Origin of the sequence: Metallosphaera sp. D4-4 (genome assembly GCF_046245145.1) — an archaeon.
Taxonomy (GTDB): domain Archaea; phylum Thermoproteota; class Thermoprotei_A; order Sulfolobales; family Sulfolobaceae; genus Metallosphaera; species Metallosphaera sedula.
Genome location: NZ_CP176412.1, coordinates 1,467,506 through 1,494,199 on the forward strand (window position 1 = coordinate 1,467,506; position 26,694 = coordinate 1,494,199).

32 protein-coding genes are annotated in these 26,694 nt (G+C 45.6%); 16 read left to right on the forward strand and 16 right to left on the reverse strand.

Going from position 1 to position 26,694, the window contains the following annotated elements; all coding sequences use genetic code 11:
* The first annotated feature begins 36 nt into the window (after positions 1-36).
* Both ACI49J_RS07925 and ACI49J_RS07930 read left to right on the forward strand, forming a co-directional pair.
* Complete coding sequence (locus ACI49J_RS07925; RefSeq protein ID WP_240255061.1) at positions 37-777, forward strand: NAD(+)/NADH kinase; 741 nt, start codon at positions 37-39, stop codon at positions 775-777.
* A complete protein-coding gene (locus ACI49J_RS07930) occupies positions 774-1,259 on the forward strand; it encodes an NOB1 family endonuclease (protein ID WP_240255104.1) in 486 nt (161 codons plus the stop codon). The genes ACI49J_RS07925 and ACI49J_RS07930 overlap by 4 nt, the downstream gene beginning before the upstream one ends.
* A 6-nt stretch (positions 1,260-1,265) precedes the next feature.
* On the opposite strand, the gene ACI49J_RS07935 is transcribed toward ACI49J_RS07930, so the two are convergent.
* Positions 1,266-2,159 (reverse strand): hypothetical protein, encoded by an 894-nt coding sequence (locus ACI49J_RS07935; RefSeq protein WP_318552009.1) that lies wholly within the window; start codon positions 2,157-2,159, stop codon positions 1,266-1,268.
* 169 nt (positions 2,160-2,328) lie between these two features.
* Here ACI49J_RS07935 and ACI49J_RS07940 point away from each other — a divergent pair, with 169 nt between their 5' ends.
* Entirely contained in the window at positions 2,329-3,435 is a 1,107-nt protein-coding gene (locus ACI49J_RS07940) for an aminotransferase class V-fold PLP-dependent enzyme (RefSeq protein WP_240255057.1), read from the forward strand.
* Here ACI49J_RS07940 and ACI49J_RS07945 read toward each other — a convergent pair.
* On the reverse strand, positions 3,416-3,766 hold the full coding sequence (locus ACI49J_RS07945) for a hypothetical protein (RefSeq protein WP_240255055.1): 351 nt from the start codon (positions 3,764-3,766) through the stop codon (positions 3,416-3,418). The two genes, ACI49J_RS07940 and ACI49J_RS07945, sit on opposite strands and share 20 nt — an antisense overlap.
* Positions 3,767-3,804: 38 nt before the next feature.
* Between ACI49J_RS07945 and cobT the strand changes: the two genes are divergently transcribed.
* From cobT to ACI49J_RS07970, 5 genes are read left to right on the forward strand one after another with little or no spacing between them, the layout of a single operon-like run.
* Complete coding sequence (gene cobT, locus ACI49J_RS07950) at positions 3,805-4,836, forward strand: nicotinate mononucleotide-dependent phosphoribosyltransferase CobT (protein ID WP_404809760.1); 1,032 nt, start codon at positions 3,805-3,807, stop codon at positions 4,834-4,836.
* Positions 4,837-4,845: 9 nt separating this feature from the next.
* Positions 4,846-5,625: a sugar nucleotide-binding protein gene (locus tag ACI49J_RS07955; protein WP_240255053.1), complete on the forward strand. Its 780-nt coding sequence runs from the start codon at positions 4,846-4,848 to the stop codon at positions 5,623-5,625.
* A complete protein-coding gene (locus ACI49J_RS07960) occupies positions 5,576-5,890 on the forward strand; it encodes a transcriptional regulator (protein ID WP_240255051.1) in 315 nt (104 codons plus the stop codon). Before ACI49J_RS07955 ends, ACI49J_RS07960 begins: the two co-directional genes overlap by 50 nt.
* A 1-nt stretch (position 5,891) precedes the next feature.
* The gene (locus ACI49J_RS07965) at positions 5,892-6,557 is read left to right on the forward strand and encodes an HAD family hydrolase (protein WP_240255049.1); all 666 of its coding nucleotides are present in this window, start codon (positions 5,892-5,894) and stop codon (positions 6,555-6,557) included.
* On the forward strand, positions 6,557-7,135 hold the full coding sequence (locus ACI49J_RS07970; protein ID WP_240255047.1) for an METTL5 family protein: 579 nt from the start codon (positions 6,557-6,559) through the stop codon (positions 7,133-7,135). Before ACI49J_RS07965 ends, ACI49J_RS07970 begins: the two co-directional genes overlap by 1 nt.
* Here ACI49J_RS07970 and ACI49J_RS07975 read toward each other — a convergent pair.
* The 6 genes from ACI49J_RS07975 to ACI49J_RS08000 form a co-directional block, all read right to left on the reverse strand.
* Positions 7,097-7,705, reverse strand: coding sequence for an HAD hydrolase family protein (locus tag ACI49J_RS07975; protein WP_240255100.1), 609 nt, complete (start codon positions 7,703-7,705; stop codon positions 7,097-7,099). The genes ACI49J_RS07970 and ACI49J_RS07975 overlap by 39 nt on opposite strands.
* A gap of 64 nt (positions 7,706-7,769) precedes the next feature.
* Positions 7,770-8,600: a TIM barrel protein gene (locus ACI49J_RS07980; RefSeq protein ID WP_240255045.1), complete on the reverse strand. Its 831-nt coding sequence runs from the start codon at positions 8,598-8,600 to the stop codon at positions 7,770-7,772.
* 147 nt (positions 8,601-8,747) lie between these two features.
* Positions 8,748-10,232, reverse strand: a complete 1,485-nt coding sequence (locus ACI49J_RS07985) for a M61 family peptidase (protein WP_240255043.1) — start codon at positions 10,230-10,232, stop codon at positions 8,748-8,750.
* Positions 10,233-10,286: 54 nt separating this feature from the next.
* Positions 10,287-13,256 carry an FAD-binding and (Fe-S)-binding domain-containing protein gene (locus tag ACI49J_RS07990; RefSeq protein ID WP_342780676.1) on the reverse strand — a complete coding sequence of 990 codons (2,970 nt, stop codon included), beginning with the start codon at positions 13,254-13,256 and terminating at the stop codon, positions 10,287-10,289.
* A gap of 10 nt (positions 13,257-13,266) precedes the next feature.
* Positions 13,267-13,704: an HIT family protein gene (locus ACI49J_RS07995; RefSeq protein ID WP_240255039.1), complete on the reverse strand. Its 438-nt coding sequence runs from the start codon at positions 13,702-13,704 to the stop codon at positions 13,267-13,269.
* Positions 13,705-13,811: 107 nt separating this feature from the next.
* Positions 13,812-14,030: a hypothetical protein gene (locus ACI49J_RS08000; protein ID WP_048059999.1), complete on the reverse strand. Its 219-nt coding sequence runs from the start codon at positions 14,028-14,030 to the stop codon at positions 13,812-13,814.
* 54 nt (positions 14,031-14,084) lie between these two features.
* On the opposite strand from ACI49J_RS08000, the gene ACI49J_RS08005 reads away from it, so the two are divergent.
* Positions 14,085-14,687, forward strand: coding sequence for a hypothetical protein (locus ACI49J_RS08005; RefSeq protein ID WP_240255037.1), 603 nt, complete (start codon positions 14,085-14,087; stop codon positions 14,685-14,687).
* The gene (locus ACI49J_RS08010) at positions 14,684-15,193 is read left to right on the forward strand and encodes an NUDIX hydrolase (RefSeq protein WP_240255036.1); all 510 of its coding nucleotides are present in this window, start codon (positions 14,684-14,686) and stop codon (positions 15,191-15,193) included. The genes ACI49J_RS08005 and ACI49J_RS08010 overlap by 4 nt, the downstream gene beginning before the upstream one ends.
* Here ACI49J_RS08010 and ACI49J_RS08015 read toward each other — a convergent pair.
* Positions 15,165-15,812, reverse strand: a complete 648-nt coding sequence (locus tag ACI49J_RS08015; RefSeq protein WP_275691977.1) for a chlorite dismutase family protein — start codon at positions 15,810-15,812, stop codon at positions 15,165-15,167. The genes ACI49J_RS08010 and ACI49J_RS08015 overlap by 29 nt on opposite strands.
* 7 nt (positions 15,813-15,819) lie before the next feature.
* Positions 15,820-17,028 (reverse strand): hypothetical protein, encoded by a 1,209-nt coding sequence (locus tag ACI49J_RS08020; protein WP_240255032.1) that lies wholly within the window; start codon positions 17,026-17,028, stop codon positions 15,820-15,822.
* Between the two features lie 114 nt (positions 17,029-17,142).
* Here ACI49J_RS08020 and ACI49J_RS08025 point away from each other — a divergent pair, with 114 nt between their 5' ends.
* Complete coding sequence (locus ACI49J_RS08025) at positions 17,143-17,685, forward strand: nucleoside-triphosphatase (RefSeq protein ID WP_240255030.1); 543 nt, start codon at positions 17,143-17,145, stop codon at positions 17,683-17,685.
* A complete protein-coding gene (locus ACI49J_RS08030) occupies positions 17,636-18,289 on the forward strand; it encodes a uracil-DNA glycosylase (protein WP_240255028.1) in 654 nt (217 codons plus the stop codon). Before ACI49J_RS08025 ends, ACI49J_RS08030 begins: the two co-directional genes overlap by 50 nt.
* Here the strand turns inward: ACI49J_RS08030 and ACI49J_RS08035 are convergent.
* The 5 genes from ACI49J_RS08035 to ACI49J_RS08055 form a co-directional block, all read right to left on the reverse strand.
* Positions 18,286-19,029 (reverse strand): bifunctional 2-polyprenyl-6-hydroxyphenol methylase/3-demethylubiquinol 3-O-methyltransferase UbiG, encoded by a 744-nt coding sequence (locus ACI49J_RS08035; protein ID WP_240255026.1) that lies wholly within the window; start codon positions 19,027-19,029, stop codon positions 18,286-18,288. The genes ACI49J_RS08030 and ACI49J_RS08035 overlap by 4 nt on opposite strands.
* Before the next feature lie 140 nt (positions 19,030-19,169).
* Entirely contained in the window at positions 19,170-20,018 is an 849-nt protein-coding gene (locus tag ACI49J_RS08040) for a lysine exporter LysO family protein (protein ID WP_240255024.1), read from the reverse strand.
* Positions 20,019-20,064: 46 nt separating this feature from the next.
* On the reverse strand, positions 20,065-20,310 hold the full coding sequence (locus tag ACI49J_RS08045) for an ArsR/SmtB family transcription factor (RefSeq protein WP_012020679.1): 246 nt from the start codon (positions 20,308-20,310) through the stop codon (positions 20,065-20,067).
* 451 nt (positions 20,311-20,761) lie between these two features.
* A complete protein-coding gene (locus ACI49J_RS08050; RefSeq protein ID WP_240255022.1) occupies positions 20,762-21,556 on the reverse strand; it encodes an NAD+ synthase in 795 nt (264 codons plus the stop codon).
* A gap of 26 nt (positions 21,557-21,582) precedes the next feature.
* On the reverse strand, positions 21,583-21,942 hold the full coding sequence (locus ACI49J_RS08055) for a PadR family transcriptional regulator (RefSeq protein WP_240255020.1): 360 nt from the start codon (positions 21,940-21,942) through the stop codon (positions 21,583-21,585).
* Positions 21,943-22,349: 407 nt separating this feature from the next.
* On the opposite strand from ACI49J_RS08055, the gene ACI49J_RS08060 reads away from it, so the two are divergent.
* Both ACI49J_RS08060 and ACI49J_RS08065 read left to right on the forward strand, forming a co-directional pair.
* Positions 22,350-23,093 (forward strand): hypothetical protein, encoded by a 744-nt coding sequence (locus ACI49J_RS08060; RefSeq protein ID WP_240255018.1) that lies wholly within the window; start codon positions 22,350-22,352, stop codon positions 23,091-23,093.
* On the forward strand, positions 23,090-23,623 hold the full coding sequence (locus ACI49J_RS08065) for a hypothetical protein (RefSeq protein ID WP_240255016.1): 534 nt from the start codon (positions 23,090-23,092) through the stop codon (positions 23,621-23,623). The genes ACI49J_RS08060 and ACI49J_RS08065 overlap by 4 nt, the downstream gene beginning before the upstream one ends.
* Here the strand turns inward: ACI49J_RS08065 and msrA are convergent.
* Positions 23,620-24,159, reverse strand: a complete 540-nt coding sequence (gene msrA / locus ACI49J_RS08070) for a peptide-methionine (S)-S-oxide reductase MsrA (RefSeq protein WP_240255014.1) — start codon at positions 24,157-24,159, stop codon at positions 23,620-23,622. The two genes, ACI49J_RS08065 and msrA, sit on opposite strands and share 4 nt — an antisense overlap.
* Positions 24,160-24,368: 209 nt before the next feature.
* Here msrA and ilvD point away from each other — a divergent pair, with 209 nt between their 5' ends.
* Both ilvD and ACI49J_RS08080 read left to right on the forward strand, forming a co-directional pair.
* Entirely contained in the window at positions 24,369-26,042 is a 1,674-nt protein-coding gene (gene ilvD, locus ACI49J_RS08075) for a dihydroxy-acid dehydratase (protein WP_240255012.1), read from the forward strand.
* Positions 26,043-26,132: 90 nt separating this feature from the next.
* The gene (locus ACI49J_RS08080) at positions 26,133-26,651 is read left to right on the forward strand and encodes a hypothetical protein (protein WP_240255010.1); all 519 of its coding nucleotides are present in this window, start codon (positions 26,133-26,135) and stop codon (positions 26,649-26,651) included.
* Positions 26,652-26,694: the final 43 nt, after the last annotated feature.

Sequence of the window (26,694 nt, forward strand, 5' to 3'; positions counted from 1 at the left end):
AAGAGTTATTATGCGTTGCTGGTGACCATTACAGGAATGAAACTTAAAATCATAAGTAAGGAGTCTCCGCAGGTCTATCCACTGGTTAGTAAGGCTAAGAGCATAGCTGAGTCCCTGGGATACATAATCGACGAAACAAACCCAGATATTGTAATTGCTATCGGAGGGGATGGAACGCTTCTGAGAGCCATAGACTTTGGGAAGCCGATTATTACAGTAAAGGCTGGAAGAAGAAGTTTTCTTATGGACGTTGATCCGCAGGATATGGAGAACGTATTGAAGAGACTTAAGGAGGGAGACTATTACGTCCATGAGTACCCTCTCCTGAGAGTGAGTTACGGGAACATTGCCAAGGAAGTGTTCAACGAGGCAGGAATACTGTACGACGAGCCTGAGAGCATCATCGTAACAGCCCACTTCCAAGAGACCAGTTTCACATCCGAGGGAGATGGAATTCTAGTTTCCACGCCTCAAGGCTCCACTGGATGGAGCATGTCCATCACAGGAGTTTACCTTGGTGTTCCAAATGCCCTTGAAATTTCGCTAGTTAGCCCAATACTCTCGGCAGTAAAATCTTTAATAGTTCCCAGAACTAGGATTAAACTAGTAATGGAAAGCAAAGGTTACGATCAGAAGGCAAGAATCGTGGCAGATGGAAACGTGATAGGACATGTTAAGCCTGGAGATGTGGTTGAGATCACTCCTTCCAGGAACGCGATCGTGTATAGGTTTTTCAAGATAGACCCCCTGAGAGGTATCTCGCCTTGGAGAAAGTGATATTTGATACAGCAGGCTTCCTGAGCGGTCTACAGAACTCCTTTGATAAGGTTTTTACGACACCTCTAGTAATTGAGGAAGTAAGAGATCTTCACTCTATGGGGAACCTGTCCCTGTCAATGATAACCAACAAAATTATCGCCATGGAGCCTTCACCTTCGGCCATGAAGACAGTCGAAAAGGTGTTGAGGGAAATAAACGATCACAGTTTAACTAAGACTGATAAGTCTGTGATAGCTCTAGCCATAGATTTATCTCCAGCGGTGGTTTTTACTGACGATTTCGCTGTCCAAAACGTGTTAATGAAACTAGGTATCAAGTTCAGTGCAGTGAGACTTGGAAGAACTGCACAGGAAATCAAGACGTTCAGTTATGTCTGTGAGGGCTGTGGTAGGACCTTCAAGGAGCCTAAGCAGGAATGCCCTGTCTGTGGTGGTAAGGTGAGAAAGAGCGTAATAAGAACTGAACAAAGGGGGAAATGACGAGGGCTAGCCAGTTTTTGCCCTACTCACTTCAATCCTTGGGTACACCCATCTTCCCTCTCTGAAAATCTCATAGGGTAAGGAGTAGCCCAGAGCATACAAGGGTGACTTAGGTGCAATAATGGTCTCCATCGCTTTATCCCTTACCTTCTCCATGACTACCTCTAACCTTTTCCTGTCAACATGCAACTCGGAGATGAAAATGTCCTCTCCAATTGCCGTCCACATTACTTCAGGGAATTCCTCTGTAATATCTTCCTTGGAGATGACCTGCACAACGAAATCGGACTTTCCAAGCGAATACATGAAACCTGTGACTATCTTGAAAACGTGTTTCCTATGATTAATTAATCTAATATCAGTAAACGGGTTCACCTGTAGCTGAACCACACCCATGATATCCTGTTCATGAGGATTCTCTAGGACTTCACCCGGTCTGATCTCCAGTTTGTCGTCACAAGTCCATCTGTGAAACTTGAAATCGTAACATCTAGGATCCCTCACGAACTTCCTAGTCTGCTTTATGGTAGACGTAATCACCAGGGAGCAGGAAATTGACCTGAGGGCTTCCAACACGTTGTCAACTGTCTCGCCCTCTGCGAAGAGCGTAATAGAGAAGAGGTTACTCTCCATGTCTCCCCTGAACAGGTTCATTATAGGGTGAAATAGCTTAGACGCAGTCTCGTATTTTATGGGGCAATCGCGCGCTAGAATCAGGTACTTACCCAGCCCAAGTCCCTCAGAAAACACTGCTGGAAAGATGGTTAAGTGATGATTCCTCTGCATCTCCAAGATTTCCTTTGCGATGACTCTAGAAGACTCTCCGGTGATGCTAGCTAGACACCTGGGATTGCCACCGTACCTCGTCAGTAGCTCAAGAAGCTGGTTTTTCGCTGACACGGTATAATAACATCTCCTTCTTCATAAGATTTTCTAGTATTACCTCGTTTTATAGGATTCTTTCTCAAAAATAGGACAACAAACTGGATTATAAAGAGAATAAGTTGACTTTTCCCCCACGTTAGAGATCGTGCATAACGTTTTATGACCTGGCTTGATATGAAAGAGTATGAAAGAGTTTAGGGAGCAGATACCTGTAACTAGGGATTACATATATCTTAATCACGCTGCCATCTCTCCAACTCCCATTTTCGCCCTCATGGAAAGCTTTGGTTACCTCTATGGAGTTTCCAGTAGGGGTAGCCTGCACGTGAATAACGTGGAGAAAGATGACTTTCATTCCATGAGAAAGACTATCTCAAATTTCGTCAATTCTTACCCCGAGGAGGTCTCCTTCATTCCCAACACGAGCTACGGAATAAACATGATAGTCCACGGGCTATCCCTCACCAAGGGAGACCAAGTTCTTACGGACAACTTGGAGTTCCCTGCTACGGTATATCCCCTGTATAAGTTGGCTAAACGAGGAGTCGAGATAAGGATGGTAAAATCCTCTCCCGAGAGACTGGAAGATGCCATACTGGAACAGATCACGGATAGTGTGCGACTCATAGTGCTGAGCCACGTGAGCTTTAACACGGGGGTTAGATTGGACGTTAAGAGGATAGCCGACAAGGCCAAGAAGAACGGGTCTCTTCTCCTAGTTGATGCGATACAGTCAGCGGGAGCAATGAAAATCGACGTAAAGGAAATGGGAGTTGATTTCCTTGTGGCTGGAGGATATAAGTGGATGATGTCTCCCCAGGGTTCAGGTTTCATGTACGTGAGAAAGGGATTAATTCCTGATCCTCCCTTTTACGGATGGAAAACCAGTTCCACCTTCATGGAGTTCAACGCAGAGTCTTTTTCCTTGGAGGAGGGACCCAGAAGGTTCGAGATAGGGACTATGGACGTTTCAGCCAACCTAGCCATGACTAAGGTGGCGGAAAGGCTAACCCCCATACGAGATGAGGTGGAGAGGAGGGTACTAGATCTTTCAGCTCGGGTTATTGACCTGGCAGAGGATAAGGGACTTGAGGTAGTTACCCCAAGGGAAAAACGAGCTGGAATAGTTATTGTGAAAACCAAGGATCCCAAGAAGGTGGCAGAGGAACTACTCGCAAAGAGAATAGTGGTATCGCCTAGAGGGTCTGGAGTAAGAATATCGACCCACTTCTATAACGAAGAGGAGGAAGTGGATAGGGCCGTGAGCGAGATCAAGAACCTTCAAGCCTAGCCTTCAAAGTATGATAGGCTTCCTCTATGTCCTCCATTATTCTAACTAGGGAGGCATAAATCAATTCATCAGATCCGGATCTGTACAGGGTAATGACGTCTACCAATTCCTGCGCGAGGGGTGCCTGAATGAAACCCGACTTGGCCAGGTTCCATATCAGGTCTTCTTCATCACTACCGTCAACGACCCTCGATCCCAAGAGATACAGTTCGTTGAGAAGCTCCCCTATGGCTCTCCTCGTATCGTTTCTCAGTCTCTCGTCTCTCATGAAGTCCTCCAGTGTAGTCTTAGAGGCTCTCTCCAAAACTGAATAATGCTCCCTGAAACTCACACCACAAATGATATTAGGGATTTCAAAAATTTTAGCACGTGATAGTGGACCATATAGGTAATCTTTCTGATGCATTAAAAGGAAAGAAAAGCACCTTCGTGTTGGTTATAGGGACAACGGACGTGAGCCTTATACCAGGGATAACCGTGGCTGGAGCAACGCCAGAGCTTACTATGTTTACTCCGGCAGCTGACGCTGAGTATCTCATAACAGGCTCATGCAAGGTAATCAAGGGGGTACCTGTAACTCCTGACGGGATACCCACTCCAGCCCTCTTGTCTAGGGCTTCCCTTTCACTGATAAATGTGAGCAAGATTATTGTTAACGCGGGGGCCAGAGTCGCTCCCAAGATCTCCTTTGTGGATCTCCATGGTGAACCAGGGAGGGATATAAGAAAGGGTGGAGTGAGGAGGGAGGTAGCAGAGAATATAATCACCAATGCCACAGTCCTTGGCGAAAATCTGTCAGAGGAGGTCCTCGTAGTAGGTGAATCCATCCCTGCTGGAACAACTACGGCTGCAGCTGTGCTGACTGGGCTAGGTTTTAATGGGGTTGAGATTGTGAGCTCCTCATCCCCAAACAATCCAAAGGAGCTAAAACGAAAAGTGGTAGAGGAAGCAGTGAGGAGTGCTCCTAAGGACATGACGGAGAGAATTTACTGGCTAGCGGATCCTGTAATTCTAGCTGTAGCTGGACTAGCCATGGGATTCAGGGGACTGACTATACTTGCTGGGGGAACACAGATGGCTGCAGTGTCAGCCGTGATAAAGGAACTTTCACCCGAGAAACTGAATAGTGTTGGAATAATCACCACCAAGTGGATAGTCAACGACACTACAGCTAGGCTCATGGAATTGGTCAAAACCCTGGGAGTTAAGCTATCCCACGCAAACCTAGATCTTTCCCAGAGTCAACACGAGGGACTGAGGGTTTACGAAAGGGGATTTGTCAAGGAAGGAGTGGGTGCAGGGGGAGCAATGGCCCTAGCCATGGCTAACGGTGTCACGTCAGAGAATCTAGTAAAGAAGATAGACGCGTTTTACTCCGATCTTATTAACGCTCAACGTTAATTCAAGTGAATGAAAATTATAGTGACCGACGAAGGGGAAATAGCTAGGGAGATAGCGAAGGACCTTCCAGGGGAGGTATTGGTAACTGACTCACCCTATCGAGTCCTTCAGGAGAGGCCTGACATAGTGATACATACCTATGAAGTTCCATATCAGGAGGCCAATTGGGATAGGGCTAGAGCTTGGAACGTAAACACTTGGCTAGCCATAAACATAGGCAAGGCTGGCCACAAGGTAGGGGCTCTCAACGTCTACCTTTCCTCGTCCATGATATTCAACGGCAGAAGGGGATTTTATGGGGAAACCTCTACCCCAGATCCCTTGAACTATTACGGAGTGACAAAGTTAGCAGGTGAGATTGGCATTGCGTCCATTGGTAATTACCTAGTCCTTAGACTGGGTTTTCCCTTCTCTCTCTCCTACAGGGGGTTACTCTACAATCACCTTAGGAGCCTCGTGTTGAGGGGAAGGGCAGTCTGTAATAGGAATTTTTACCTTTCCATTATATCCACAAGGGGCATAGGCAGAGTTGTTTCCCTCCTCCTTAAGAAGGGTGCCACAGGGGTCATAAACGTGGGTAACAGGGTTAGCGAGTGTGAGGTGGTGGAGGAGATGACCAAATATTTCCCAGGTCAGGTCGTAGAGAAGGATGGAAAGCACTTCGATTTCTCCCTCGACGATTGGCTCCTCAGATCATTTGGTATAAAATTGTCCCCGAGAAATGAATTAAGGGAGCCATTTGCCGGAGGAATATCTTACAACGAGGGAGAGAATACTGTTGTTACTTAGGTCATCTGCGGAGCCCCTAACAGCTAGGGATATTATGCAAGCTACAGGGATAAGGAGGGAGCAGGAGGTTTACGACCACATATATCACATTGCCCTCTCCTCAAAGAGGAAGGATTATGTGGTAATACTTTACCCTCCTAGGTGCGAATCATGCGGTGCTGAGATATCACTTGAGAAACCTAAAAGGCCGAGCAAATGTCCTAGGTGTAAGTCCGAGAGGATTTCACAGCCCAAGTTTTTAATAAGGGGAAGGGATGAGGTCTGATATGACAACGATTTTTGTGGATATGGGAGATACCCTAGTCAAGTTTGTTCCTAGGATGCATGAGAGTATTGCTAAGGCAATGGCAGAGGAGGGATTAGAGGTTAACGAAAGGGAGGTTTACAGGGCTCTCATGAAGCACATGGGGAAGGCAAACTTTCCGCATCCGGATCATGATGGACTCTCGCAACTCGATTTTTATGATATACTATATGAGATGGGAAAACCAGCAGATCCTCAGGTAGTGAAGAGGCTGTCGTCGAAAAACTATCTTTCAGAACACTTTGAGCTCTACGAGGATGCCTTACCCTTCTTGAGGGAGGTTAAGGCCATGGGATTTAAGGTGATCCTCGTTACCAATACCACGAGGAAAGTTCATACCATACTGAAAACCCTAGATCTTTACAGGTACCTAGACGGAGTTATAGCATCCTGTGATGTGGGTGTGATGAAACCCAATCCCAAGATATTCTATCACGCCATTAAGGAGGCTGGGGAGGAAGGGATACACATAGGCGACGTGTATGAGATCGACTACGTGGGTGCAAGGAGAGCTTACCTGAACGCTATCCTCGTGGACAGGTTTGGATTTTACCCGGAGGTAAAGGAGAACAAGGTGAGCGATCTATATCAGGCTTTAGAGTTAATAAAAGAAAAATTGAAATTTTAATGGAGCAGATACCGCCCCATCCTAGTCCTAAGTGGGAGTTAGAGCAGTATCTTACCCCTTCTCCCATAGCCTCTACATTAGTGTGGACCGCCTTTCTACAAGGTGCCATAGAGGGAAAGAAGGTCGCTGACCTGGGTTGTGGAACCGGTCGGCTCTGTGCTGGAGTCGCGGCTTTAGGCGGTGAGTGTACATGCGTCGATGTAGACAGGGAATCGCTTGAGATTGGTAAAGACGCACTAAGGGAACTGGAACTGGAGGCTGATTTCGTAGAGGCTGATTGTTCTGAGTTTCACGGAAGATTTCATACGGTCGTACAGAATCCGCCCTTTGGCCAAGCAAAGAGGGGGATGGACTTGAAGTTCCTGAGAACCGCCCTGAAGATAGCGGAAGCAGTCTACTCCATTCACAAGAGCAATCCCGAGTCCAGGGACCTGATCTTGAGGGAGGCTCGAGCTCACGGTTTCTCCGTGGATGTGGTTCCGCTTTCATACCCCATGACTCCCTACTACCCATGGCACAGGGAAAGGGTACATAGGTTTCTAGTTGACATCTATGTTTTTAGGAAATCTACCGGATAGTATCATGTCAAGGAGCTCGATAACTCCTTCCCCATCCTCCTTTTCCATTACCAGATCGGCCATTCGCTTTATGGACGGGATGGCGTTAGCCACTGCCACCTTTACGTCAGCTACCTTGAAAAGGGATTCGTCGTTCTCCGCATCGCCCACAGCTACAATTTTACCCTCAAGGTGCATCTCCTGAATCGCCCTCCTTAGTCCAGTTCCCTTATCCACATTTCCTGGAAGAATCATGGCGTCTTCTCTGTTCCTTTCAATTCTCACCTCAGGTCCAAGATCCAGTTTTCCGTTCCAAGAATTCACGTAAATGATCACGTCTCCAAAGGAATAGGATATACCAAATTTTGTGAGCTTTTCTCCTATAATTTTCCTAGTCTCGAACCAATCTTCTGGGGCGTTCACTATTCTCCTGTTTTCCAGGAGAAGGAGAGCTCCATTCTCCAGGACCCAGCCAGTAGGCTTAAGATCAGGGGCTAAAATCTTCATGTACCTCTCCTCCCGTCCTGTGACCACGAAAAACCTGTGGATGGTACTAAAGTGGTTTATTTTGCTTGCAACCTCCTTCCTCATTACGAAGGAATCGTCTTCGTGGGAAAGAGTTCTATCGAAATCTGAGGCAACAATCCACAAGCTCTCAACCCAGCTTATACCCCAGGGATTCTAGGACTCCCTTCATTATCAAGGCATCTTCCTCAAGTTTCGGACTCTCACATATAAGGGTGATGGAGATGTCCCTTTTAAGGAGGGCCTTAGCCAATGGCTCGAAGGGTGGAGCGTTCTTACTGATTGGTTCATGAACGTCGACATACTTTCCCTTTCTGACCTGAAGTGACTCGAAGTGGGAGTTTATGTGAGTCAGCCCAAGCTCCCTGGTCAGCCTGTCTAGAATCTCGTCGTAGTCTATGTTACCTCCCTGCCTGGCGAACGTATGGGCCCAGTCAATGTAGGGAATTACTCCTGGGACTTCCTTTGAAATTGAAATAACCTCATCCAGGGTACCAAAGGCCGTTTCCTTGGCCATGGTCTCCACCCCCAACTTGACGGAGTCTATGGAATTCTCCTTCATCTTATCTCTCACCACTAGAAGGGAATCCTTCACAAGGGAATAGCACTGCTCAGGCATATAATCACCGTAGAATCCCACGTGTATGGCTATGGCGTCTGCGCCCATTGCACTTGCCCTCTCGGCCGTGTCCAAGATCCTTTTCTGTGAAGCCCTTACTTTCTCCTGATCGGAGGAACAGAGGTTAATAAAGTAGGGGGCATGAACAGATAACCTCACTCCCAACTCTTCTGCAACACTACCAAGTTCCTTAGCCGTATCCACGGACATCTTGACCCCCTGAACGAATTCCACCTCCATGGCGTTCAGTCCTAGTTCCTTAACTCTTTTAACCCCCTCAATGCTTCCCTTTCCCCTGGTAGATAGGGGAATCCCTGCTGGACCGAGAAATATTTTGACCATCACTTGGTATATAGTTCGTTCCGCTTATAAGTAACTCCAGAGGACGTCATAGGAACTCCTTATCCTCATGATTGTCACGTAGGGAGACCGCTTAACTTTACCTTGACTAATACTTCTCGGGACTGCGTGAGGTTCAGGCCAGACAGCCTAGATCAAGCTCATGGATGAAGTTCCATCCAAGGAATCCATCCCCGATAACTCCTTCGCAATGTTCCCCCTGATCGTGAACTTCACCCTGTGTCCTGGGTTACTTCCAGCCGTGACCAACACCCTCTTCACCCTTCCCTCCCTATTAACCAGGAGCTCCACCTGTGCCTTCGCTTCAACGGGCCTTACCACGTTGTCTGTTGCAAGAATTGTATCTTGGGGCATTAAGCCCGCCATGTCAGCAGGGGAACCGTCCTCCACATAGGTCACTTTGTTACCGTCCATCATGATTCCGAGGTAAGGATTTCCCCTATCCAGAAACTGAAGCTCGGCTACCTCCTTAAGTTTCTCTAGGAGGACAGACGATGGGGAGTACACCATCTCCTCTAGGTCATATATGCCCCTTGATTTCAGGTAATTGTCGATATCGCTAAACGTATACCTGAAAGGTATGTTCTTAAATATGCTAAATATGTTCTCACCGCTTCTCCTAAGCCTCATGTCAAGTATCAGCCCCAGTAATAGTCCTCCATCATAATAGGAAACTGAGGAATTCAGGAAGTTCTCGTCCTGCCTGTAATACTTTATCCATGTGGTTCTAGAGGACTCAGCCAACGACATCCTCCTTGCCCCAGGAAAGGTGAACTTGGAGATAGCGTTAGCCATGTATTTTCCAGAGTCCTCGCTCTTCGCTGCGCCGCTTCTCGTAGAAACTAGCCAAGCCACGTAATCCGTCACCCCCTCAGCAAACCAAAGTAGATCCGAGTAGGTCTCCCTTTCCAAGTCTAGTTCGAGATCCTTTGGCCTATACCTTTTCACGTTCCAGCTGTGAAAATACTCGTGGGCCATCAGCATGACTAGGTCAGATCTCTCCCAGTTTACCACGATCGCCGAGGAGTTGTAGTGCTCAATCCCTCCGTAGTTTCTGTCTGACCTCCTGAAGAAGAAGGTGTACCTATCTGGTGTACCCATCTCCTTGTCTATTTCCTTGATTGCCATGGCTACTCCCGTCAGATCAAGATCATCAACTGTGGATACCTCATGGTGGTCGTCTATAACGAGAGTTTTCAGGTTTGGACTTGCTTGGATTGGTGAGTCCGCAAAAGTTTCGTAGTCGTCCGCGCATAAATAGTCCCCTTCTCTCCTCAGCGTCGTGCTAACGGGCCATCTCAAGTCCAACTTGACACAGTACCTCTCGTTCCAATCCTGAAAGGGAAACACGGCAGGGGGATTTATAAAAAGATAATCGGTGGAGGAGATGGCCTCTCTCTGGTCCTTACTGGACGCGTAAACTAGGTATCTAAAGTTTTCCTTGACGTAAAAACGATTCTTTGAGATCCTAACCCCATCGATCTCAACTATGTTTCTTTCTAGCTCCCTCACCACGTAGGAACCAGGTAGGTACGTGGGAAATATTACAATTCCTTCTCTTCCGTAACCCTCTATTTCTAGATATCTGGGCCTGGGCTTTACAATGAAAAGCATGTTAAGAAAAGGGATTAAAGATAATTATAACCTACGGCTCACGGTAAAAATCCTTTATTGCACCACGTTTGTCCTTATCCTCTCCATTTTCTCTCTCAATAGCTCCAGGAGGACTAGCCCAAGATCTCTCTCCGAGAACTCATCCACAGACTTTGACTTTACCTCGGACACAACACTAGAGACAACCGTATCCAGGGTTAACGACATTAGAATGCTATTGAACTCCCTATAATACTGATTCAGAACAAGTGCCTTCTCTGAGGCATCGTTACCTGTATACTTGCTGGAGGCCATGGAGACTATGACGTTCTTGACGGATGGTGTTGCCTCGTCAATTGCCTCTGTCACTATAGGCTCTATTATCTTTTTGTACTCATCCATTCCTGAGGACATGAAAGACACGGTATCCGCTATCACTGACGCACGCTTCTTTAGACTTTCTGTTAGTGACTGAACCAATACATTTATTATGGCATTTTTATCAGCGTCAGGGATCTTTACTATCTTTTGTTCCACCTTAACTCCCGCTCCCACCTTCTCTGCAAGGAATTCCACGAGTGTTTTAGCGTTTACACCTACGCTCCTGAACTTAACTGCAGCTAGGGGACATAGGGTTACCAAGGTTCCATACCTCTCGCCTAGAGCCTTTGCCATCATGTCCGCCCTCTTTCCTACGTTCTTCTCCAATGTTGCGCCAGAGCACCCCTCAACCTTCCTTACCTTAAACCCTTTCTCCCGGAGTCTCTTCAATATCTCATCTGCATAGGTGTTAGAGAAGCACGCGACATGAAGGTTCAACTCCTCGTTTCCTTCTATCTGCATGGACTTCAGCAACCTCAAATCTAGTGGTACTACCTCGAAGGTCTGGTTAACTCCGCTTAGCCTCGAGTACTCCTGATATCCTTCAGTAAAGGTCTTGTAATCTTCGGGAGACACTGTGATAAGCTCGACCACATTTATATGCTCAGAATTTTTCTTTATCTTTTCGATCAATTCATTACCGTTTCCGCTAATATAGTCATTAAACCCGCTGTCCATAGATGTACCGAATACCTTAACTTTAAGCCCTAGCTTCTTGAACATCTCTAAGGTGGCAAACATTGTTGAGGGATTCTCTGCTAGGTATTTGCCTAGCCACACTCCAATCTCTGCGTCATCTGATATGACGTCCTTATACTTCTCGGGAATTGGGATCTCGGTAACTGTCTCATCTGGGGTCTTCCTAGCTACCATGGAGCTCAGTTTGATCAACATTGATGAGATGGGAATTCTTGCCGGGCAAACACCGTCACATAGACCGCACTTATGACATCCTGAGATCTCAGCAATGGCGCTATCAGGAACGTCAATCCTCCCGTAGAGCTCGAACATGGAAATTAGACCTTTAGTGAAATCGAACATGCCCTTGGGGGCATAGGGCCATTGAGGAATAAGCCTATACTGTGGACAAACTGTGACGCACATGGCACAGTCTATGCATTTTATGGCATAATCTGTGAACACATCAAGATACTTCTTGGTTACCCTGTAACCCTCTATCTCTCCACCAGGTGATATCCTCTTCGCGAAACCTATCCCAAACCTATATCTCATGGCCTCGTTCTGCTTTCTCACTATGTCCAAAACTTCCTTGGCCCTCTTGGTTGGCTCAAAGACCTTACCAGGATTAAATACCTCATTGGGATCCATCTCTTCCTTATACTTCTTCATGACCTCATATCTATCAACGCCCATTTCCTGGAACACTTTACCCATGGCAGTTAGCCTATTCTTAGCGTACTTGTGAACGAATATCCCCACAGATAGCATGGACCCTCCGACCTTAATGTATTGCTCCATCATCAGCGTATTCTTTGCCAGTTCAAAGAGAATCTTCTTATCTGTCGGAGTAAGGGAAACCTGCGTGAAGGCGTTTACCAGGAGAGTTTCCCTTCTCTCCAAGTCTATATCTAGGTCAAACCCTCCATCAGGAGTAAGATCCCCGAGTTTACCCAGATTGTCCTGGATGCCATCAACTAACTCCTTTATCTTTGTGTAATGAATGAGACCATGTTGATGAATTAAGAGCCCCTTAGTTCTAAGGGCAGCATTGACACCGTGGTTAAAGGACCACCAACCAGTCCACTCGCCCTCAAAGGTTTTAGCCCCAGTATTTTGGGCAACCTTATACAGTTTTGGCTCAACTATTGAGGAAACATTAGATGGGTAAAGGACAACCATGTTCCATTTTTCCGGGGCCAGGGACGCCTTGAAGTTCTCCGCAATGTAAGTGGATATTGCGGGTCCTCTAACCTGGATGTGCCAAGCAGGGATAGATTCTCTATAGAACTCTCCTATACCCCTATATGCCTGTTCAAAATTATCATAAGATAGGACTAGGGATTCTGTGGGCGAAAACGGCCTTAACCTCATTCCAACCCTATAAATTAGTCCTGTCGTACCCTCGGCTCCACATACAAGGGCTAGATCTTTCCCCTCGAGTCTAACTAGCTCTCCCTTGGGATTTACCATCTCTACAAACGCTACGTTGTCGCAGATATACCCGTATTGATAAGATCCAACTCCTAAGGCATCACCCGCTACTCCTCCTCCCACTGTGGAGTCGTACGAGGATGGGAACGTTCTAAGCTGAAGTCCCTTGGCCTGAGCAGCTATATCCACGAACTTCCATGTGGCCCCTGCCTCAATCACGGCGATCTTATTAACGTCGTCTATTTGTATTTTGTCCAGTTTAGAGAAATCAACTACTATCCCGCCATCTGCAGGTATGGCGTTTCCATATCTGTTTGTACCCCTGCCGTATGGGGTTATGGGTACGTTATACTTATTGGCTATCCTCACTAGGTCAATTAGATCTTCGACATTTCTGGGATAGACCACGTAGTCGGGGATAATGTTAATTTTCATTCCAGTCCAAACTAATTGGGGTACAAAACCCATATCCGCTGTATGGGAGAAACGTTCCACCAACGAATCTGAGAAACTGTCGCCAAATCGACCCTCAAGCTCTTCTCTAATACCCAAAGGTTTCACCTTAATTAATTTCCTTCTCAAAGCTAGTTTTGATATATTGACTTATAACTTTTTGCAATGACTCATAGTATGATTGGTCTTGAACTCTTCTTGGCTCAAAGTTAGAAAATACCGAGGGGGTGACCTCCCAACTTGGAATGATATGTATATGAGTGTGAAATATAACTTGGCCTGAACTTCTTCCAATATTGGTCAATATTCTGACACCAGAGGCGTTTAATACTTCCTTTATTGCCTTCGCTATTAGGACAGTCTTTTGTACAATAGGTGTTAAAAGAGCTGGATCGGTAACTAGTAGGTCATTATAGTGCCGATTTGGCATGACCAAGGTATGACCAGGTGCCGAGGGATATTTGTCCAGAATGGCTGAAATTTCATTATCCCTGTAGACAAAATATCCATGTTCAGCCCCTGAGATAATACTACAGAATAGACACATGCATGAAAAAAGTCTAATTCTTCATTTAAACCTTTTCGACGAATCCAACATTTAGGTCACTTCAAGAACGAGTTAAAACCTCTATACTCCTTGAATACATCAACAGTTTATAGGACAAACTTGTATCTCTTGTATAACCCTTTCTCTAGTAGAAGTTCTAGAGTATGTTCACCCTTACTATAAAGACCGCCTATCTCTAGGATTATTTTCTTATCCTTCTCTCCATACACGGTATGCTGAAAGTCCATTATAGGTTTACCGTCTACATTTAAGGCAATGAGCTTGGAATTTAACATGTCTGGATCCATGTTGACGACAAGCTTCATTAGTTAATTATTTGTTTCCATAAGGTAAATAAGGCGACTACCCCCGTGTTATCTATGGATTATTACTATCTAGCTCTAATCTTTGCCATCTCCTTCGCCTCCAATGCCACCCCATTCTTTGGTGCTCCCTATACTGTAATATCTTCCACTATCCTTCTAAAATTTGGACTAACCCCCCTGAACTTTGCGGAAGTTGTTGTCGCCTCTGGGATAGGTGCAGGGGTGGCAAAGAGCGTCATGTATGGGATAGGGTACGGGGTTGGAACTAAACTCAGGGATAACAGAAATGTGAGTTTCTTTCACAGAATAATTAAGGGGAGGTCCTTCTATTTAGCGATCTTCATCACTGCAGTAATGCCGTTCTTTCCATTTGACGATTTCGTCTTTCTGATAGGTGGGGCCGGAAAGGCATCTCTTCTCAAGATGCTGGAGATAACGATTCCGTCGAAGGTCCTCAAGAGCTCGTTGGAAATAGGGATTGAGTCAGAAGGCTTACTTCAGATTGGCAAAATTATCAAGATATCTCCTGTGGAGCTCGGTGTGATCTCATCCGTGATTTTCGTGATATTGGGAGTCGTACTATTCAAGATTGACTGGGAAAAACTCTACCTTAGGGTAGAAAGATACTTTAGACAGAGATCGTGGACTAACCCATGAGAATTTTCTCGGGAAAGAAATTTGAGGTGTATGTGGAGAAAGTACCCCTACCAAACGGACGGGAGAGACAACTGGAGTATATTAAACACAGGGGGTCGGTGGTTCTCCTCCCGCTACTTGAGGACAAGATCGTCATGATCTATCAATATAGACCAGTGATCGGGAAGTGGATTTACGAATTGCCTGCAGGCTCTGTCGAGGAGGGAGAGGATCCACTATCTACCGCGAAGAGAGAACTAGTCGAGGAGACAGGCTATGAGGCAGGATCCATTACTGAGGTGATGTCCTTTTACCCGTCACCAGGTATAACCACCGAAGTGATGAGACTATACCTTGCGAGAGATTTGAGGTACGTGGGGGCCAAGCCAGAGGATTACGAGGTGATTGAGGTAAGACCTATGGAGTTTAGTCAAGTCGAGAAATTGATGAACGAGGGAGCTATACAGGACGCTAAGACGTTAATAGGGATATACTACCTCAAGAGTAAAGGAATTCTAGGTCCATGAGCTCCCCAGTTACTAGGGGTTCCTCCTTGGTTATCCACTTCCTAGCTCTAACTTCCCTAAGTGCCTCGACGACCTCTATCCACTCAGGTAGGGACGGGATTTCGTAAATCACCACAAACTCGTAGTCCGCTATTCCAAAGGAGTAAGTTGTGTAGGATCTTATCCCCTTGTTCCCTGGATGCTCCCTAGCGACCTTTATGTGCTCCCTCATGATCTCCTCCCTCTCTTGGAAGGGAATTAGGTACCATTCAACGTCCTTTTTCATGGGGTAGGCGACGAAATACTTCAGGGGAGGAGAGTTAAGCACGTCCTTGGGGTTGAAGTTACCCCTAGTGTAAGGGGATGGCCTGAACACCGAGAAAAGTAACACGTCCTCGTCAGCATACCCTCTGAGGGCAGAGAGAAGGGATGACCTGAACTTCACAAGAGGGGTGGTGGTTTCACTGGACAACCAGTAAACCAAGGAAGAGGAACGGTTTATGGAGGCATATCTCCTAATGGAAATGAAGTTCTTGCCCTCCTGCTCCTCAACTTCTTTGACCAATCCGAGGATCTTCGCCCTCTCCCCTTTACTTAGGGGCCACCATTGAGGGAGAAACCTTATGGATAAAACCTGCATGAAAACCTCATTTGTCACTTCTCATCAGCTCAGATGTAATATCAGTGTAGATTATTAACGCTTCTTCAAGGGTCATGAGGTAGCCAATGAAGTATCCTGATACGGACTTCTTCACTAGCTCATCCAGTATCTCGTATCCGTCCGAAGTTGGCCCATTGGATATTCTCTGGATGGCATGATCAAACTCCTCCTTGTTCCTCGCCACCACAATGAAACCCACAGGAATTACCCTTATTCCTAGGTAGACGTCTCCTGAAGAATACTCTGGCTTGTAATTCCTTAGCTCCCTAACTAGCGGTTCCTCAAAAACCTTTTCTAGCTCGTACATGAGTTTCCTTCTAGTAAGGGTTGCCTTGGCTCTCTCGGAAAGCTTGCTCAGCTCATCAAGGAGTTGATTTAAAGGAACAGCATGACTGCCAATAACTATCTCTACCCCACCTTCCTCACTTAATTTTTCAAGGTAAAGGAGGGCCCTCAAGGTTTTTACCAGTTTTCTCTTACCCTTAACAGGGATCTTTCTGCTGGTCACCTCAGTGACGGAAGAGGAGGGCAGAAAACCTAAGAAGTACTTGAATAGGACGGCCACATAGTACTTGGAACCGTCCTCCGTGGTAATTTCTTTGGGGGAAGGGATATCCATTGCCGATTCTCTGTAGATCACGGTCATATCCTCGGAGGAAACTAGGGACTTCACGTAGGTCTCAAAGTCCTCTACCTTTTCCCTTCTCTCCTCCACTAATTGCCCTAATTCGTTGTAAATTTTTATTAGGGGAAAGTCAGTTGACGCATCCATATAGATCTGAAGTAGGGGAAAGGTATCCTCTTTCCTGATGGCTGTGGCAGCGTAGATGAAGGACGAGAACTTAATGATTCCCAGAATGACCTTCGCATCTATTTCCTCAGAAAGGGCAGCATGTTTCGAAGCTGCTAGGGCTAGGCGCTCAATATCGTACCACGCGTCACTGAGTACTAGGTCGTCTACCTCCTCGGCCTCTTCATCCCCATATCTAAAAACAATGGCATTGGCGTTGAGTTCCTCGGCTACCTCCTCTATGACTTCCCTGATCAGTGCACCTATCTGGGGAACAGGAGGGATAATATAGTGATCATTTTCAAGTTCCTTGTGAACGTGAATTCCATTGTCCTGAAGGAAGATCGTCATAATGCTCCTTTCAGTTCCTGTGGAGTCTATTAACGAGCACTTTACTTTGGGCACCTTCGGATCTGAGATTACCTGTAAAATACTCAATTTCCCTACCTTGATTAAATATCATATCTAGGACATAGGTACAAAAACCTTTTCCGCAGAATACTCTTAGACTAGAGAAATATGCAAAATAGTCCTTGGTTCAAAGAAAATCCCCTAAGGTTATTCATTACGGGTAGACCGGGAGTGGGAAAAACTACCCTTATCAAAGGTCTGGTGAACGAGTTGAGGGAACTAAAAATAGCTGGTTTCTACACAGAGGAGGTAAGGGAGAGGGGAGAGAGAACTGGATTCTTGTTCACAGTAATAGGTGACGGTTCGTGTCCCCTAGCCTCAACCAAACCCATCGGAAAGGAGAGGGTGGGTAGATATTTCATAGTAGATTCACTTCCTCTTCTACCGCAGGTTAAGCAGAGGCTGGAGGTAGCTGACCTTGTAATAATGGATGAAATTGGGCCTATGGAGAAGAAAATAGGAGATCTTTGGAACCTAATACAAGGCGTCCTATCCTCGAATAAACCCGTAGTTGCTTCGGTTCATAGGTCCATGAATATCGAGGGCAAAAGGTATGAACTAACACCAGTTAATAGGGACAGAGTGAGGGAAGATATCCTGAATGAAATACGCAGATATTTCGGAACTAAACAGGGCACTTCCAGCCTGTAATCTTTGCCCGAGGTTAAGGGCTTTTGCCGAGGACGTTGCCCTCAATAGAAGAAAGTTTAACCAAGAATACTGGGGAAAACCCGTTCCAGGATTTGGAGACCCTAAGGCCAAACTACTTATCGTGGGATTGGCTCCAGCCGCCCATGGAGGAAATAGAACGGGGAGACCATTCACAGGGGATGAAACGGGGAAATGGGTCATCGGAGGACTTTACGAACTCGGTCTATCTAACCTAAGGGAAGGTGTAAGCAGAGATGATGGACTGGTCCTGAAGGGGGTATTCCTCACCAACGCCGTGAGTTGTGCACCTCCCAAGAACATGGTGAGAACTCAGGAGATAGTAAACTGCTCCACTCATCTCAGGGAGACAGTGGAACTGCTGAGGGAGCTCAAGGCGATTCTGGCCCTCGGTAGTGTGGCCTTCAGGTCTGTTTCCCTAGTTCTGGGGATTAAGGAAAGCTTTGCCCACCTTAAGGTAATATCAAACAAGGGAATTTACCTCGTGGGAAGTTATCACCCTAGCCCCCTGAATACCAGAACGGGAAGGCTAACCTGGGAGGAATGGTTACGCGTTCTCAGATACTCATGGGAGCTTGCAAACTAGGAAGTCGACAACACTAGTGTCATCTGCGGATCTCCTATCTCGAAGGGCTTCCATGAGTAACCTGAGAGCACATCCACCACCTTGAATCCAGCCCTTTTCGCCATCTTGACTACTTCGTGAAGACTATAGTACCTTTGACTGTACTCCAACGATCCTACCTCATTACCCTTGCTATCCAGATACTTCCTTATCACCTCAACTCTGGAGGTTGTGGGCTCAAACCTGGAGGTGTCAACAACCATGTAAGGCGGGACATAGGAATACCTGATCTCGGGCATGTTAAAAATGACGTAGTCCCTGTTATCCAGATTGAGTACTGCTATTCCCCTTGTAACTGACTTGATAGAGAAGAGAATGTCCATGTCGTCCTCTTCGTTGTAATAACCTAGACTGTTAAACAGGTTTACGACTATGTCGTACTTCTCATTCCCTAAGATCTCGCTGAGCTTTCTCATGTCGCCCTTGATAAATTTCGCGTTAGGAACATTCTTTTTGGCAATCTCCAACATTCTGTCCGAGATGTCAACTCCAGTAACCTCAAATTTTTGTGAGACTAGATAAGAACTTACCCTACCTACCCCGCAGGGAACATCAAGAACCCTTTTGCCTAGACCATAACGGCTAGCGAGTTCTGCTATCCAATCGGCCCACTTCTTTCCCTCCTCCCAGACCTTTACCATCTCGTTAATGTAAAAGTCGGACTCGAAGATCCTAAGAACAGTCTCGTTCCGAGTCTCCATTCCCTACACCTCACACCTTATCGTAGGGCAATCTAACACGCTTGAAAACGTACAGTAACTTGATCCTGAAACTACAACATAACTCATGGTTAATGAATTATAATCATAGATTAAAATATTGTTTGAGATCTCTGATACCATCAAAGGGCAAGAACCAAGGGTAACATGACGGGAATAATCAAGGTAAGTAGGGCACCGCTCATCATTGCACTTACCGAGTACTCTCCCGTAAAGATGGAGGAATATAAGCCTAGGGTTGTATCCATGGAAGTCGCTCCTCCTATGGCAATAGCAGAATAGGGGTTAGGCCTCGCCTTGACCAGAACTGGAACCACTAGAAAGGCCAGCTGTTCCCTGAAAAAATTTGTTAGGAAAGCAATTACCCCGTAAACTGGACCGTAGTAAGTGGAAACGATAGGTCCCGTATAGCTATACCAACCTGCTCCCAAGAACATCACCAGGGCCAACTTCAGGTTAGGTAATAGGCCCAGTCCAAAGGAGGCTAGGGCACAAACCACTGCTCCTATAATTACCACTAAGGTAGTAACAAGGGCCTCCCTAGTTACGTGTAAAATCGCCCTGAACTTAATCTCGCTTCCTATATTGAATCCGATCACCAATGCTAGAATGTAAAGTTCGTATACTATAATCTGGGAATAGTCAAGGGAAGGTTTAACCAAGAACCCCACAGATAGCCCCAGTACTAAGGGTGCTCCGTACTTCAGTTGAGTGTAAACTAGGCTTATTTTGCCCTTAACATTAACCTTTTTATTGAACGTCAGTCCCACGGCGAAAGTGATCAATACAACAAAGACTGAGAGAATCACCGAATCCAGTACAATCCCAGATAAGATACTTCCAGATATGACCTGTGAGCCTCCCCACAGAGCTATTGAGAAAATCAGAACTAGGACTACAGCATCGCCTAGCTTCGGGAATGACTTCCTAAGTACCTTCCCTAACCCCAACGCAACAACGTAAATCAGCATAAACGTTATCGAAAAGTTCACAAAAAATGGTTCAGTTTCTAGTAGCTTAAATTATTTTCAGTACCTCAACGTTCTTAGTTGCAACGTAGACTTGCCTTGATCCCCTCTTCTGATGGTTTACCAAACCGCTCCTTTCGAGCAGATCCAGATGATATCTAACCGTTGAGTAATTTAATTCTAGCTTTTTAGCTAAACTGTATGCAGTAGTTGGTCTCATATATAATTCCTCTAGTATTTTTCTTCTGGTATCCCAACCTTTTCCGCTCATTACCTCGTCTAATTTCCTCATCATAAGCATAACTTGGTGATGTATATCTTAATCCTAAGCATTAGAAACGATATTAAATCCTGTAGAACGGCATTAAAATTCAAGAAAATCTTGTTAATTAAACTAGAGTGTAAGATGAAATTAGAATGGATTTCTTTGAAAGTATTTTAAAAAGTTTAGTACTAAAAAGCCTATGATAAGAATAATACCTATCAAATAAAAGTCTCCATGTAATGCTAACAACATCAGCATAAATAGTGTAATAGGAATGAAAGTCTTACTTAGAAACAGACCAAAACTAGAGAGGAGGATTGCACCAAAGATAGCTAAAGGAAACACAAGTGATACTAGCAATAGGATGATTATCAAAATGAGAACCAGGAAACGGAAAATATCGCTTTTCTGTGAAATCACAACATTATTGTGCGTTAATGGAATTTAAAGATTTCAGTTCACTGAGTGAGCCAGTACCTACTCAAGGCAACTTGAAGATCTCAGGAGGTAATCTCTTATGTTTGGATCTCTCAACCATTGATCGGATCTTTCTAACGAGGTCGGGATTTACTCCTAGCTCTGAGGTTATCTCCAGGTCGCTCTTCCCCTTATCCAGCAGGTAGAGTATGGGATCGGCAACCTCATAGGACACGCCAAGTTCTCCCTCTGCAGTCTGACCTTCCCACAAAGCTGGCGAGCTAGGTTTACTGACGATCCTAGAGGGTAGCTTGAGGTATTCCCCTAGTTTCCTCACTTGAGTCTTAAATAGATCCCCTATGGGCAAGACATCCACTCCCCCATCACCATATTTTGTGAAATACCCCAGGAGGAGCTCAGATTTGTCCCCTGTTCCTACAACGAGATAGTCCATCTTCTGCGCAAATGCGTAAAGAAGGATCATTCTAGTCCTGGCCTTTATGTTTCCCACGATGAGTTTGTCTCGAGTGTTCACGACGTCGGAAAAGTTTTCTACAATGTTATCAATTGAGATAATGGTTCTCTTGTCTTTTCCATTTAGCATCTCAGTTAGGTATAATGCGTCCTCGAGGTCCTGATGTGGGGTGCTATTTGAGGGCATAATTAGAAAGTAGAAGTTTTGAGTTGCCCTAGAAAGCAGTGTGGCAGTGACGGCGGAGTCGACCCCGCCGCTAACCCCCACAACTCCTCCTTTCTTTCCGGAATCGCGAATGTAGTCCCTAAGTTTGTTAACTAGATAATCCGTTACTTTACCATAATCCAAACCCAGGTAATTCTTGAGAGTTGGATTTGATATCATGATTTGTTTATGACCAATGGATTTATTTATTCTTTTCCTAAATCCTGTTTTTCAAACGCAACTGAACAATAACCAAGGATCTCCCTTATTATTTCATCAACGTTGTCTAGAATGTAAAGATGATTCCTGAGAAAATCTCTTCCGTCAGGAGTTACCTTGTAAAAGGTTTTTCCTTCCTTTGTATAGGGCGATAACAATCCGTTCTTTACCATCCTCTTAAGGGTAGTATACATTACTCCATGGGGAATCTTCTTCTTGTGTAGCTTCTCGATGTGAAGTTTGATTTGATATCCGTACATGTCGCCATATCTGCAAAGAATATAGACCACGATAACTTGCAGTAGCCCACGTATTATCATCATCTTCGGCGTTTCCTTGTAGGGCATGCTATCACGTCACATAGTCTGCTACATTTAAAATTATAAACTTATTATATAGTTAAAAAGGACTGGCTTCTAAAAAATTCATTTAACTCCGGTCATATGAGTATTTTAATGTATATTTTATGCTTTCTGATACTCGGTTAAATGAGCCTAATAGACATAAAACCAACACAATTTTCAAGTTATTTAGTCGAGAATCTCCCATGTTTAGGAAGGATGCTTTGTGAGCCATGACTATACGATAAGTTCCCTGACCGACTCGACTAACTTAATAATGATTAAAGTTTGCCCAATTAAGGAACACATTACTAAAAATTGATAAAGTAATATTATAGGTACCAGATATGGAAAGGTACCCTAGAAACTACCAACAAAGCATATAAGCGTTAGAAGTAAAATATTTGTCAAACATGCTAAATAAAAAATACGCGTCCGAGCTAACTAGCGTGTCATCCTGGAGTTTGGACAAAAAAATCGAGGTTATAATGGACGTAAACGACACTTCCATAGTTCTTAGCAAACTGAGATCTTTTAGGGAGGTTACTCTCTATCCATTACCCTCCACCCTTAAGGAGACACTGGAGGTGGGCGGTGGGCTGAGGGAAAGCGGGATCCGGACTTCCATTGAGGGGTTCCCTTTCTCGGTTGAACCTAGAGTTAGGAGGGAAGAAACCCTCACCCTGCCTAACGTTGCGTTGATTTGGGATCCCAAGGAACCCACGTGGAACATGGATACAATGGTCAGCGTTAGCCAAGCCCTTGAACCTAAGGAGGGTCAGTTCGTAATAGGACGCGATTTTCCCATAACAGATCCTAGAACCGGAGTTTTGGCCTATTTCCTAAAAAAGACTACCTTCGTTCAATTCAAGTATCAGAAGGAAACCTTGTCTGTGGGAGAGGTGAACGGAGAGATAAGGGACGAGGAGTATCTAATCAGACCCAACAAGTGGATGACCGATATGGCCGTGGTTAAGATTAAGGAAGTTGAGAAGGGACAAGTTACAGTGGACTCATGGGAGCTGTTCTGTAGACCCTTAGGCTCAATTTTCGTGCCTGTGAATAAGCGGGAGATGTTCGATGTAATGATTGGCCTCAAGATGAGGAGTAGCCATTTCCCCCTGGATTGTATGAAGTACTTTGGTGAAATCAGATGAAGGTATATGTGACTGGTAGAAAAGGAGGAACAGGCAAGACTATCGTTGCGCTTTATCTCATGTACAGGTTGAAGATAATGGGATTCAGGGTTGAGTTCAAGGACCTTTCCGATAACGGGATCGGAGGGAACTATCTAAAGAAAATAGGATTTAGAAGAGATCCGAAACCTCACTACATTATCTACGATATAAAGCCTTCAGCCATAGATGGCTCACAGGACCTGACCATCTTGGTCACAGAGTTTCCCTTTATTAAACTCGAGACCTGGGACTGGCCCACCAAGAAGATACTCGTGTTGAATAAGGCCAACCCATTCCCTGATAAATTCATTCAACAGCTGGAACAAATAAAGTCCCTAGTTCCGGAATTTGACCACGTTGTCGTTGTGCCCTTCAACGGGTTCCTCTTCAACGGGGAGTTAACAAGCGAGCCGGTGTTGGACAAGCTTGGTTTAATAGTGGCAGGAAAGGCCAACGATAAGCTTGTGTTACCCTTCGTTGAGGAAGCTGGTAGAACAACAATTTACTAGCTTTCTCTCATTCTCACCATTGAGGGAAAATGCTCGATCAACTTCTTCACCTTCGGGCTAATTACATACCTGCAGTAGGGATAGTCCCTATTTCTGTCGTAAAACCTAAAGTGGTAGTCCTCGGCCCTATAGAAACCTGTGTAGGGAACAACTTCAGTGACGATCTTTCCATTAAACTTGGTCCTGTTTAGTTCACCTATTACCTCGAGGGCAACGCTTCTCTGTTGTTCGTCGTGGTATAGAATGATGGATCTGTACTGGCTACCGACGTCGTTTCCTTGCCTATTTTTGGTCATGGGATCGTGTATTTCAAAGAAGATCTCAAGCAGTTCCCTGTACGTGATCACATTTGGATCAAACTCGATCTGAACAACCTCTGCATGACCCGTGGTATCAGAACACACCTGTTCGTAAGTGGGGTTGGGAACCCATCCACCTGCGTAACCTGGTTCTACCTTCACGACTCCCTTAACCCTAGAGAATACTGCCTCGGTGCACCAAAAACATCCTCCGCCAAGAGTAGCTATCTCAGTCAATTCATACTTAGTTATGCTGGACCGTTTTAAGAACGCGTTCAAAATTCCCAGTATAGTTTAATCGGATTGAGGGATCTAATGTTCACAAACCTTTCATGTAGAGGAGCCCGATCATCCTGACGTGCAGTCCTCACCCTTCAGTAAAGACCAATCTAATCATTTGCCAAGAATCAACTGTTAAATACCTTTAAAACATTATCCTATTCCGTATGTACGACAAATCGAGATCTAACAAGGTTTATGGTGGTTACGAGAAGGCACCGAATAGAGCCTTCCTTAAGGCAATGGGTCTAACAGACGATGATATTTCTAAACCGCTCGTGGGAGTTGCAGTGGCCTGGAATGAGGCTGGCCCCTGCAATATTCATCTCCTGGGCCTGTCTCAGGTGGTGAAGGAGGGCATAAGGGAACTTGGCGGTACTCCCAGGACTTTCACGGCCCCTGTCCTAATAGATGGAATAGCCATGGGAAGCGAGAGTATGAAGTACTCTCTGGTGAGCAGGGAAGTGATTGCGAACACTGTGGAGCTAACTGTGAATGGGCACGGTTACGACGGGTTTGTGGCACTAGGTGGATGTGACAAGACCCAACCAGGCCTCATGATGTCAATGGCCAGACTGAACATACCCTCGGTTTACATGTATGGGGGAACTACCTTGCCAGGGAATTTCAGGGGTAGGGATATAGCGATTGGAGACGTGTATGAGGCAGTGGGAGCTTTCTCTGCTGGGAAGATAACCGCGGAAGATCTTAGGATCATGGAAGACAACGCTATTCCCGGGCCTGGTGCATGTGGAGGGTTATACACAGCTAATACAATGGCAATGTTATCTGAGGCCCTCGGACTTTCACTTCCTGGAAGCTCAGCACCTCCAGCAGTGAGCTCCGATAGAACCAAGTTCGCCAAGGAGACAGGTAGAACATTAATGAAGGTTATGGAGATTGGTCTCAAGCCTAGGGACATCCTAACCTTTGAGGCCTTTGAGAACGGGATTGCCCTACTCATGGCCAGCGGAGGTTCCACAAACGGAGTCCTCCACCTTTTGGCCATAGCCCATGAGGCAGGCGTGTCTCTAACCTTAGACGACTTCGATAGAATAAGCAAGAAGGTTCCAGAGATAGTTAACATGAAGCCCGGTGGGGACTACGTTATGGCTGACCTCTACAAAGTTGGAGGGGCTCCCGTTATCCTGAAGAAGCTATTGGATCGCGGACTAATTCATGGTGACGCAATCACGGTAACTGGAAAGACCATGGCCCAAAACTTGTCTGAATACAAGATACCAGAGGTTAAACACGACCATATAGTTAGAGACCTCTCCAATCCCTTCCTTCCGGCAGGAGGAATAAGGATTTTGAAGGGTAGTTTAGCACCCGAAGGTTCTGTGGTGAAACTTTCCGCAGCAAAGATCAAGTACCATAGGGGACCGGCCAGGGTGTTCAACTCGGAGGAGGAGGCATTCGAGACAGTGCTGAAGGAGAAGATAAATGAGGGAGACGTCGTGGTAATAAGGTATGAGGGTCCAAAGGGCGGTCCAGGTATGAGGGAAATGCTTGCAGTTACTAGCGCAATAGTGGGACAGGGACTGGGAGAAAAGGTTGCCCTGGTCACTGACGGTAGGTTCTCGGGAGCAACCAGGGGTCTCATGGTAGGACACGTAGCCCCTGAGGCAGCAGTAGGTGGTCCCATAGCGCTTATCAGGGATGGCGACATCATTGTGATAGATGGCGAGAAGGGTAGACTCGACGTGGAACTCTCGGAACAGGAACTTAAGAGTAGAGCAAAGGATTGGATACCCCCTGAGCCTAGGTACAAGACGGGTCTCTTGGCCCAGTACGCCAAATTAGTTACCTCGTCGGCGCGGGGAGCCGTTCTGGTTTAATCCTACCAGTGTAGGACAGGGTCTACGTGAATAAGGGGGCTTAGTTAACTATTGAAAAGTCTTTTTTTCCTTCCAAGACAAACTACATTCATGAACATCACCAGGATAAAGATTTACTTTATACTGCTGATAGTTAACGTCACACTTCTCTTTGTTGTAGCTGCGCTTCCAAGCTCTCCACAGGTGGGCCAGCAGATAATGAACTCACTTAACTCAACCGTTTCTCCTAGTCAAGGCCTAGTGGGAATGGGGACCTCCATTGCAGGACATAACTTCTTCCTCTCCCTGTTCATGTCCCTTCCCTTCGTCGGTATACCAGTAGGACTGTTCATCATGGCTGATACAGGTTACGCGTTCTCGGCGATAGGTTCCTTTGAGGGAATTCCTGGGGTGTCACTTCCAACGCTAGAGGCGTTTCTACCATTTTTCTGGTTGGAATTCGTATCCTATTCAGCAATGATGACTGAAAGTTACTTCATGACTAAGGCCATACTCGACGGTAACTGGAGGAGGGAACTTCCCAACTATGCTCTTGTTATAGGGTTGGTTGCCGTTACCCTAATGATTAGCGGATTCGTTGAGGCATTTTTTATTTCCATAGGAGTATAAACTGTAGAACTTATACGGTTAAAGTAAGTTTATATTCTACAAG

Excerpts from the sequence above, each read along its gene's own strand:
- ACI49J_RS08025 (WP_240255030.1), top strand. The coding sequence starts at position 17,143 with ATGCAAAATAGTCCTTGGTTCAAAGAAAATCCCCTAAGGTTATTCATT.
- ACI49J_RS08050 (WP_240255022.1), bottom strand. The coding sequence starts at position 21,556 with ATGATATCAAATCCAACTCTCAAGAATTACCTGGGTTTGGATTATGGT.
- ACI49J_RS07965 (WP_240255049.1), top strand. The coding sequence starts at position 5,892 with ATGACAACGATTTTTGTGGATATGGGAGATACCCTAGTCAAGTTTGTT.
- ACI49J_RS08080 (WP_240255010.1), top strand. The coding sequence starts at position 26,133 with ATGAACATCACCAGGATAAAGATTTACTTTATACTGCTGATAGTTAAC.
- ACI49J_RS08000 (WP_048059999.1), bottom strand. The coding sequence starts at position 14,030 with ATGAAGCTTGTCGTCAACATGGATCCAGACATGTTAAATTCCAAGCTC.
- ACI49J_RS08030 (WP_240255028.1), top strand. The coding sequence starts at position 17,636 with ATGAAATACGCAGATATTTCGGAACTAAACAGGGCACTTCCAGCCTGT.
- ACI49J_RS07975 (WP_240255100.1), bottom strand. The coding sequence starts at position 7,705 with ATGAGGAAGGAGGTTGCAAGCAAAATAAACCACTTTAGTACCATCCAC.
- ACI49J_RS07995 (WP_240255039.1), bottom strand. The coding sequence starts at position 13,704 with ATGTGTCTATTCTGTAGTATTATCTCAGGGGCTGAACATGGATATTTT.
- ACI49J_RS07970 (WP_240255047.1), top strand. The coding sequence starts at position 6,557 with ATGGAGCAGATACCGCCCCATCCTAGTCCTAAGTGGGAGTTAGAGCAG.
- ACI49J_RS08065 (WP_240255016.1), top strand. The coding sequence starts at position 23,090 with ATGAAGGTATATGTGACTGGTAGAAAAGGAGGAACAGGCAAGACTATC.
- ACI49J_RS07980 (WP_240255045.1), bottom strand. The coding sequence starts at position 8,600 with ATGGTCAAAATATTTCTCGGTCCAGCAGGGATTCCCCTATCTACCAGG.
- ACI49J_RS07985 (WP_240255043.1), bottom strand. The coding sequence starts at position 10,232 with ATGCTTTTCATTGTAAAGCCCAGGCCCAGATATCTAGAAATAGAGGGT.
- ACI49J_RS07940 (WP_240255057.1), top strand. The coding sequence starts at position 2,329 with ATGAAAGAGTTTAGGGAGCAGATACCTGTAACTAGGGATTACATATAT.
- ACI49J_RS07955 (WP_240255053.1), top strand. The coding sequence starts at position 4,846 with ATGAAAATTATAGTGACCGACGAAGGGGAAATAGCTAGGGAGATAGCG.
- ACI49J_RS08045 (WP_012020679.1), bottom strand. The coding sequence starts at position 20,310 with ATGATGAGGAAATTAGACGAGGTAATGAGCGGAAAAGGTTGGGATACC.
- ACI49J_RS08015 (WP_275691977.1), bottom strand. The coding sequence starts at position 15,812 with ATGCAGGTTTTATCCATAAGGTTTCTCCCTCAATGGTGGCCCCTAAGT.
- ACI49J_RS08005 (WP_240255037.1), top strand. The coding sequence starts at position 14,085 with ATGGATTATTACTATCTAGCTCTAATCTTTGCCATCTCCTTCGCCTCC.
- ilvD (WP_240255012.1), top strand. The coding sequence starts at position 24,369 with ATGTACGACAAATCGAGATCTAACAAGGTTTATGGTGGTTACGAGAAG.
- ACI49J_RS08055 (WP_240255020.1), bottom strand. The coding sequence starts at position 21,942 with ATGCCCTACAAGGAAACGCCGAAGATGATGATAATACGTGGGCTACTG.
- ACI49J_RS08040 (WP_240255024.1), bottom strand. The coding sequence starts at position 20,018 with ATGCTGATTTACGTTGTTGCGTTGGGGTTAGGGAAGGTACTTAGGAAG.
- ACI49J_RS08060 (WP_240255018.1), top strand. The coding sequence starts at position 22,350 with ATGCTAAATAAAAAATACGCGTCCGAGCTAACTAGCGTGTCATCCTGG.
- ACI49J_RS08010 (WP_240255036.1), top strand. The coding sequence starts at position 14,684 with ATGAGAATTTTCTCGGGAAAGAAATTTGAGGTGTATGTGGAGAAAGTA.
- ACI49J_RS07925 (WP_240255061.1), top strand. The coding sequence starts at position 37 with ATGAAACTTAAAATCATAAGTAAGGAGTCTCCGCAGGTCTATCCACTG.
- ACI49J_RS08035 (WP_240255026.1), bottom strand. The coding sequence starts at position 19,029 with ATGGAGACTCGGAACGAGACTGTTCTTAGGATCTTCGAGTCCGACTTT.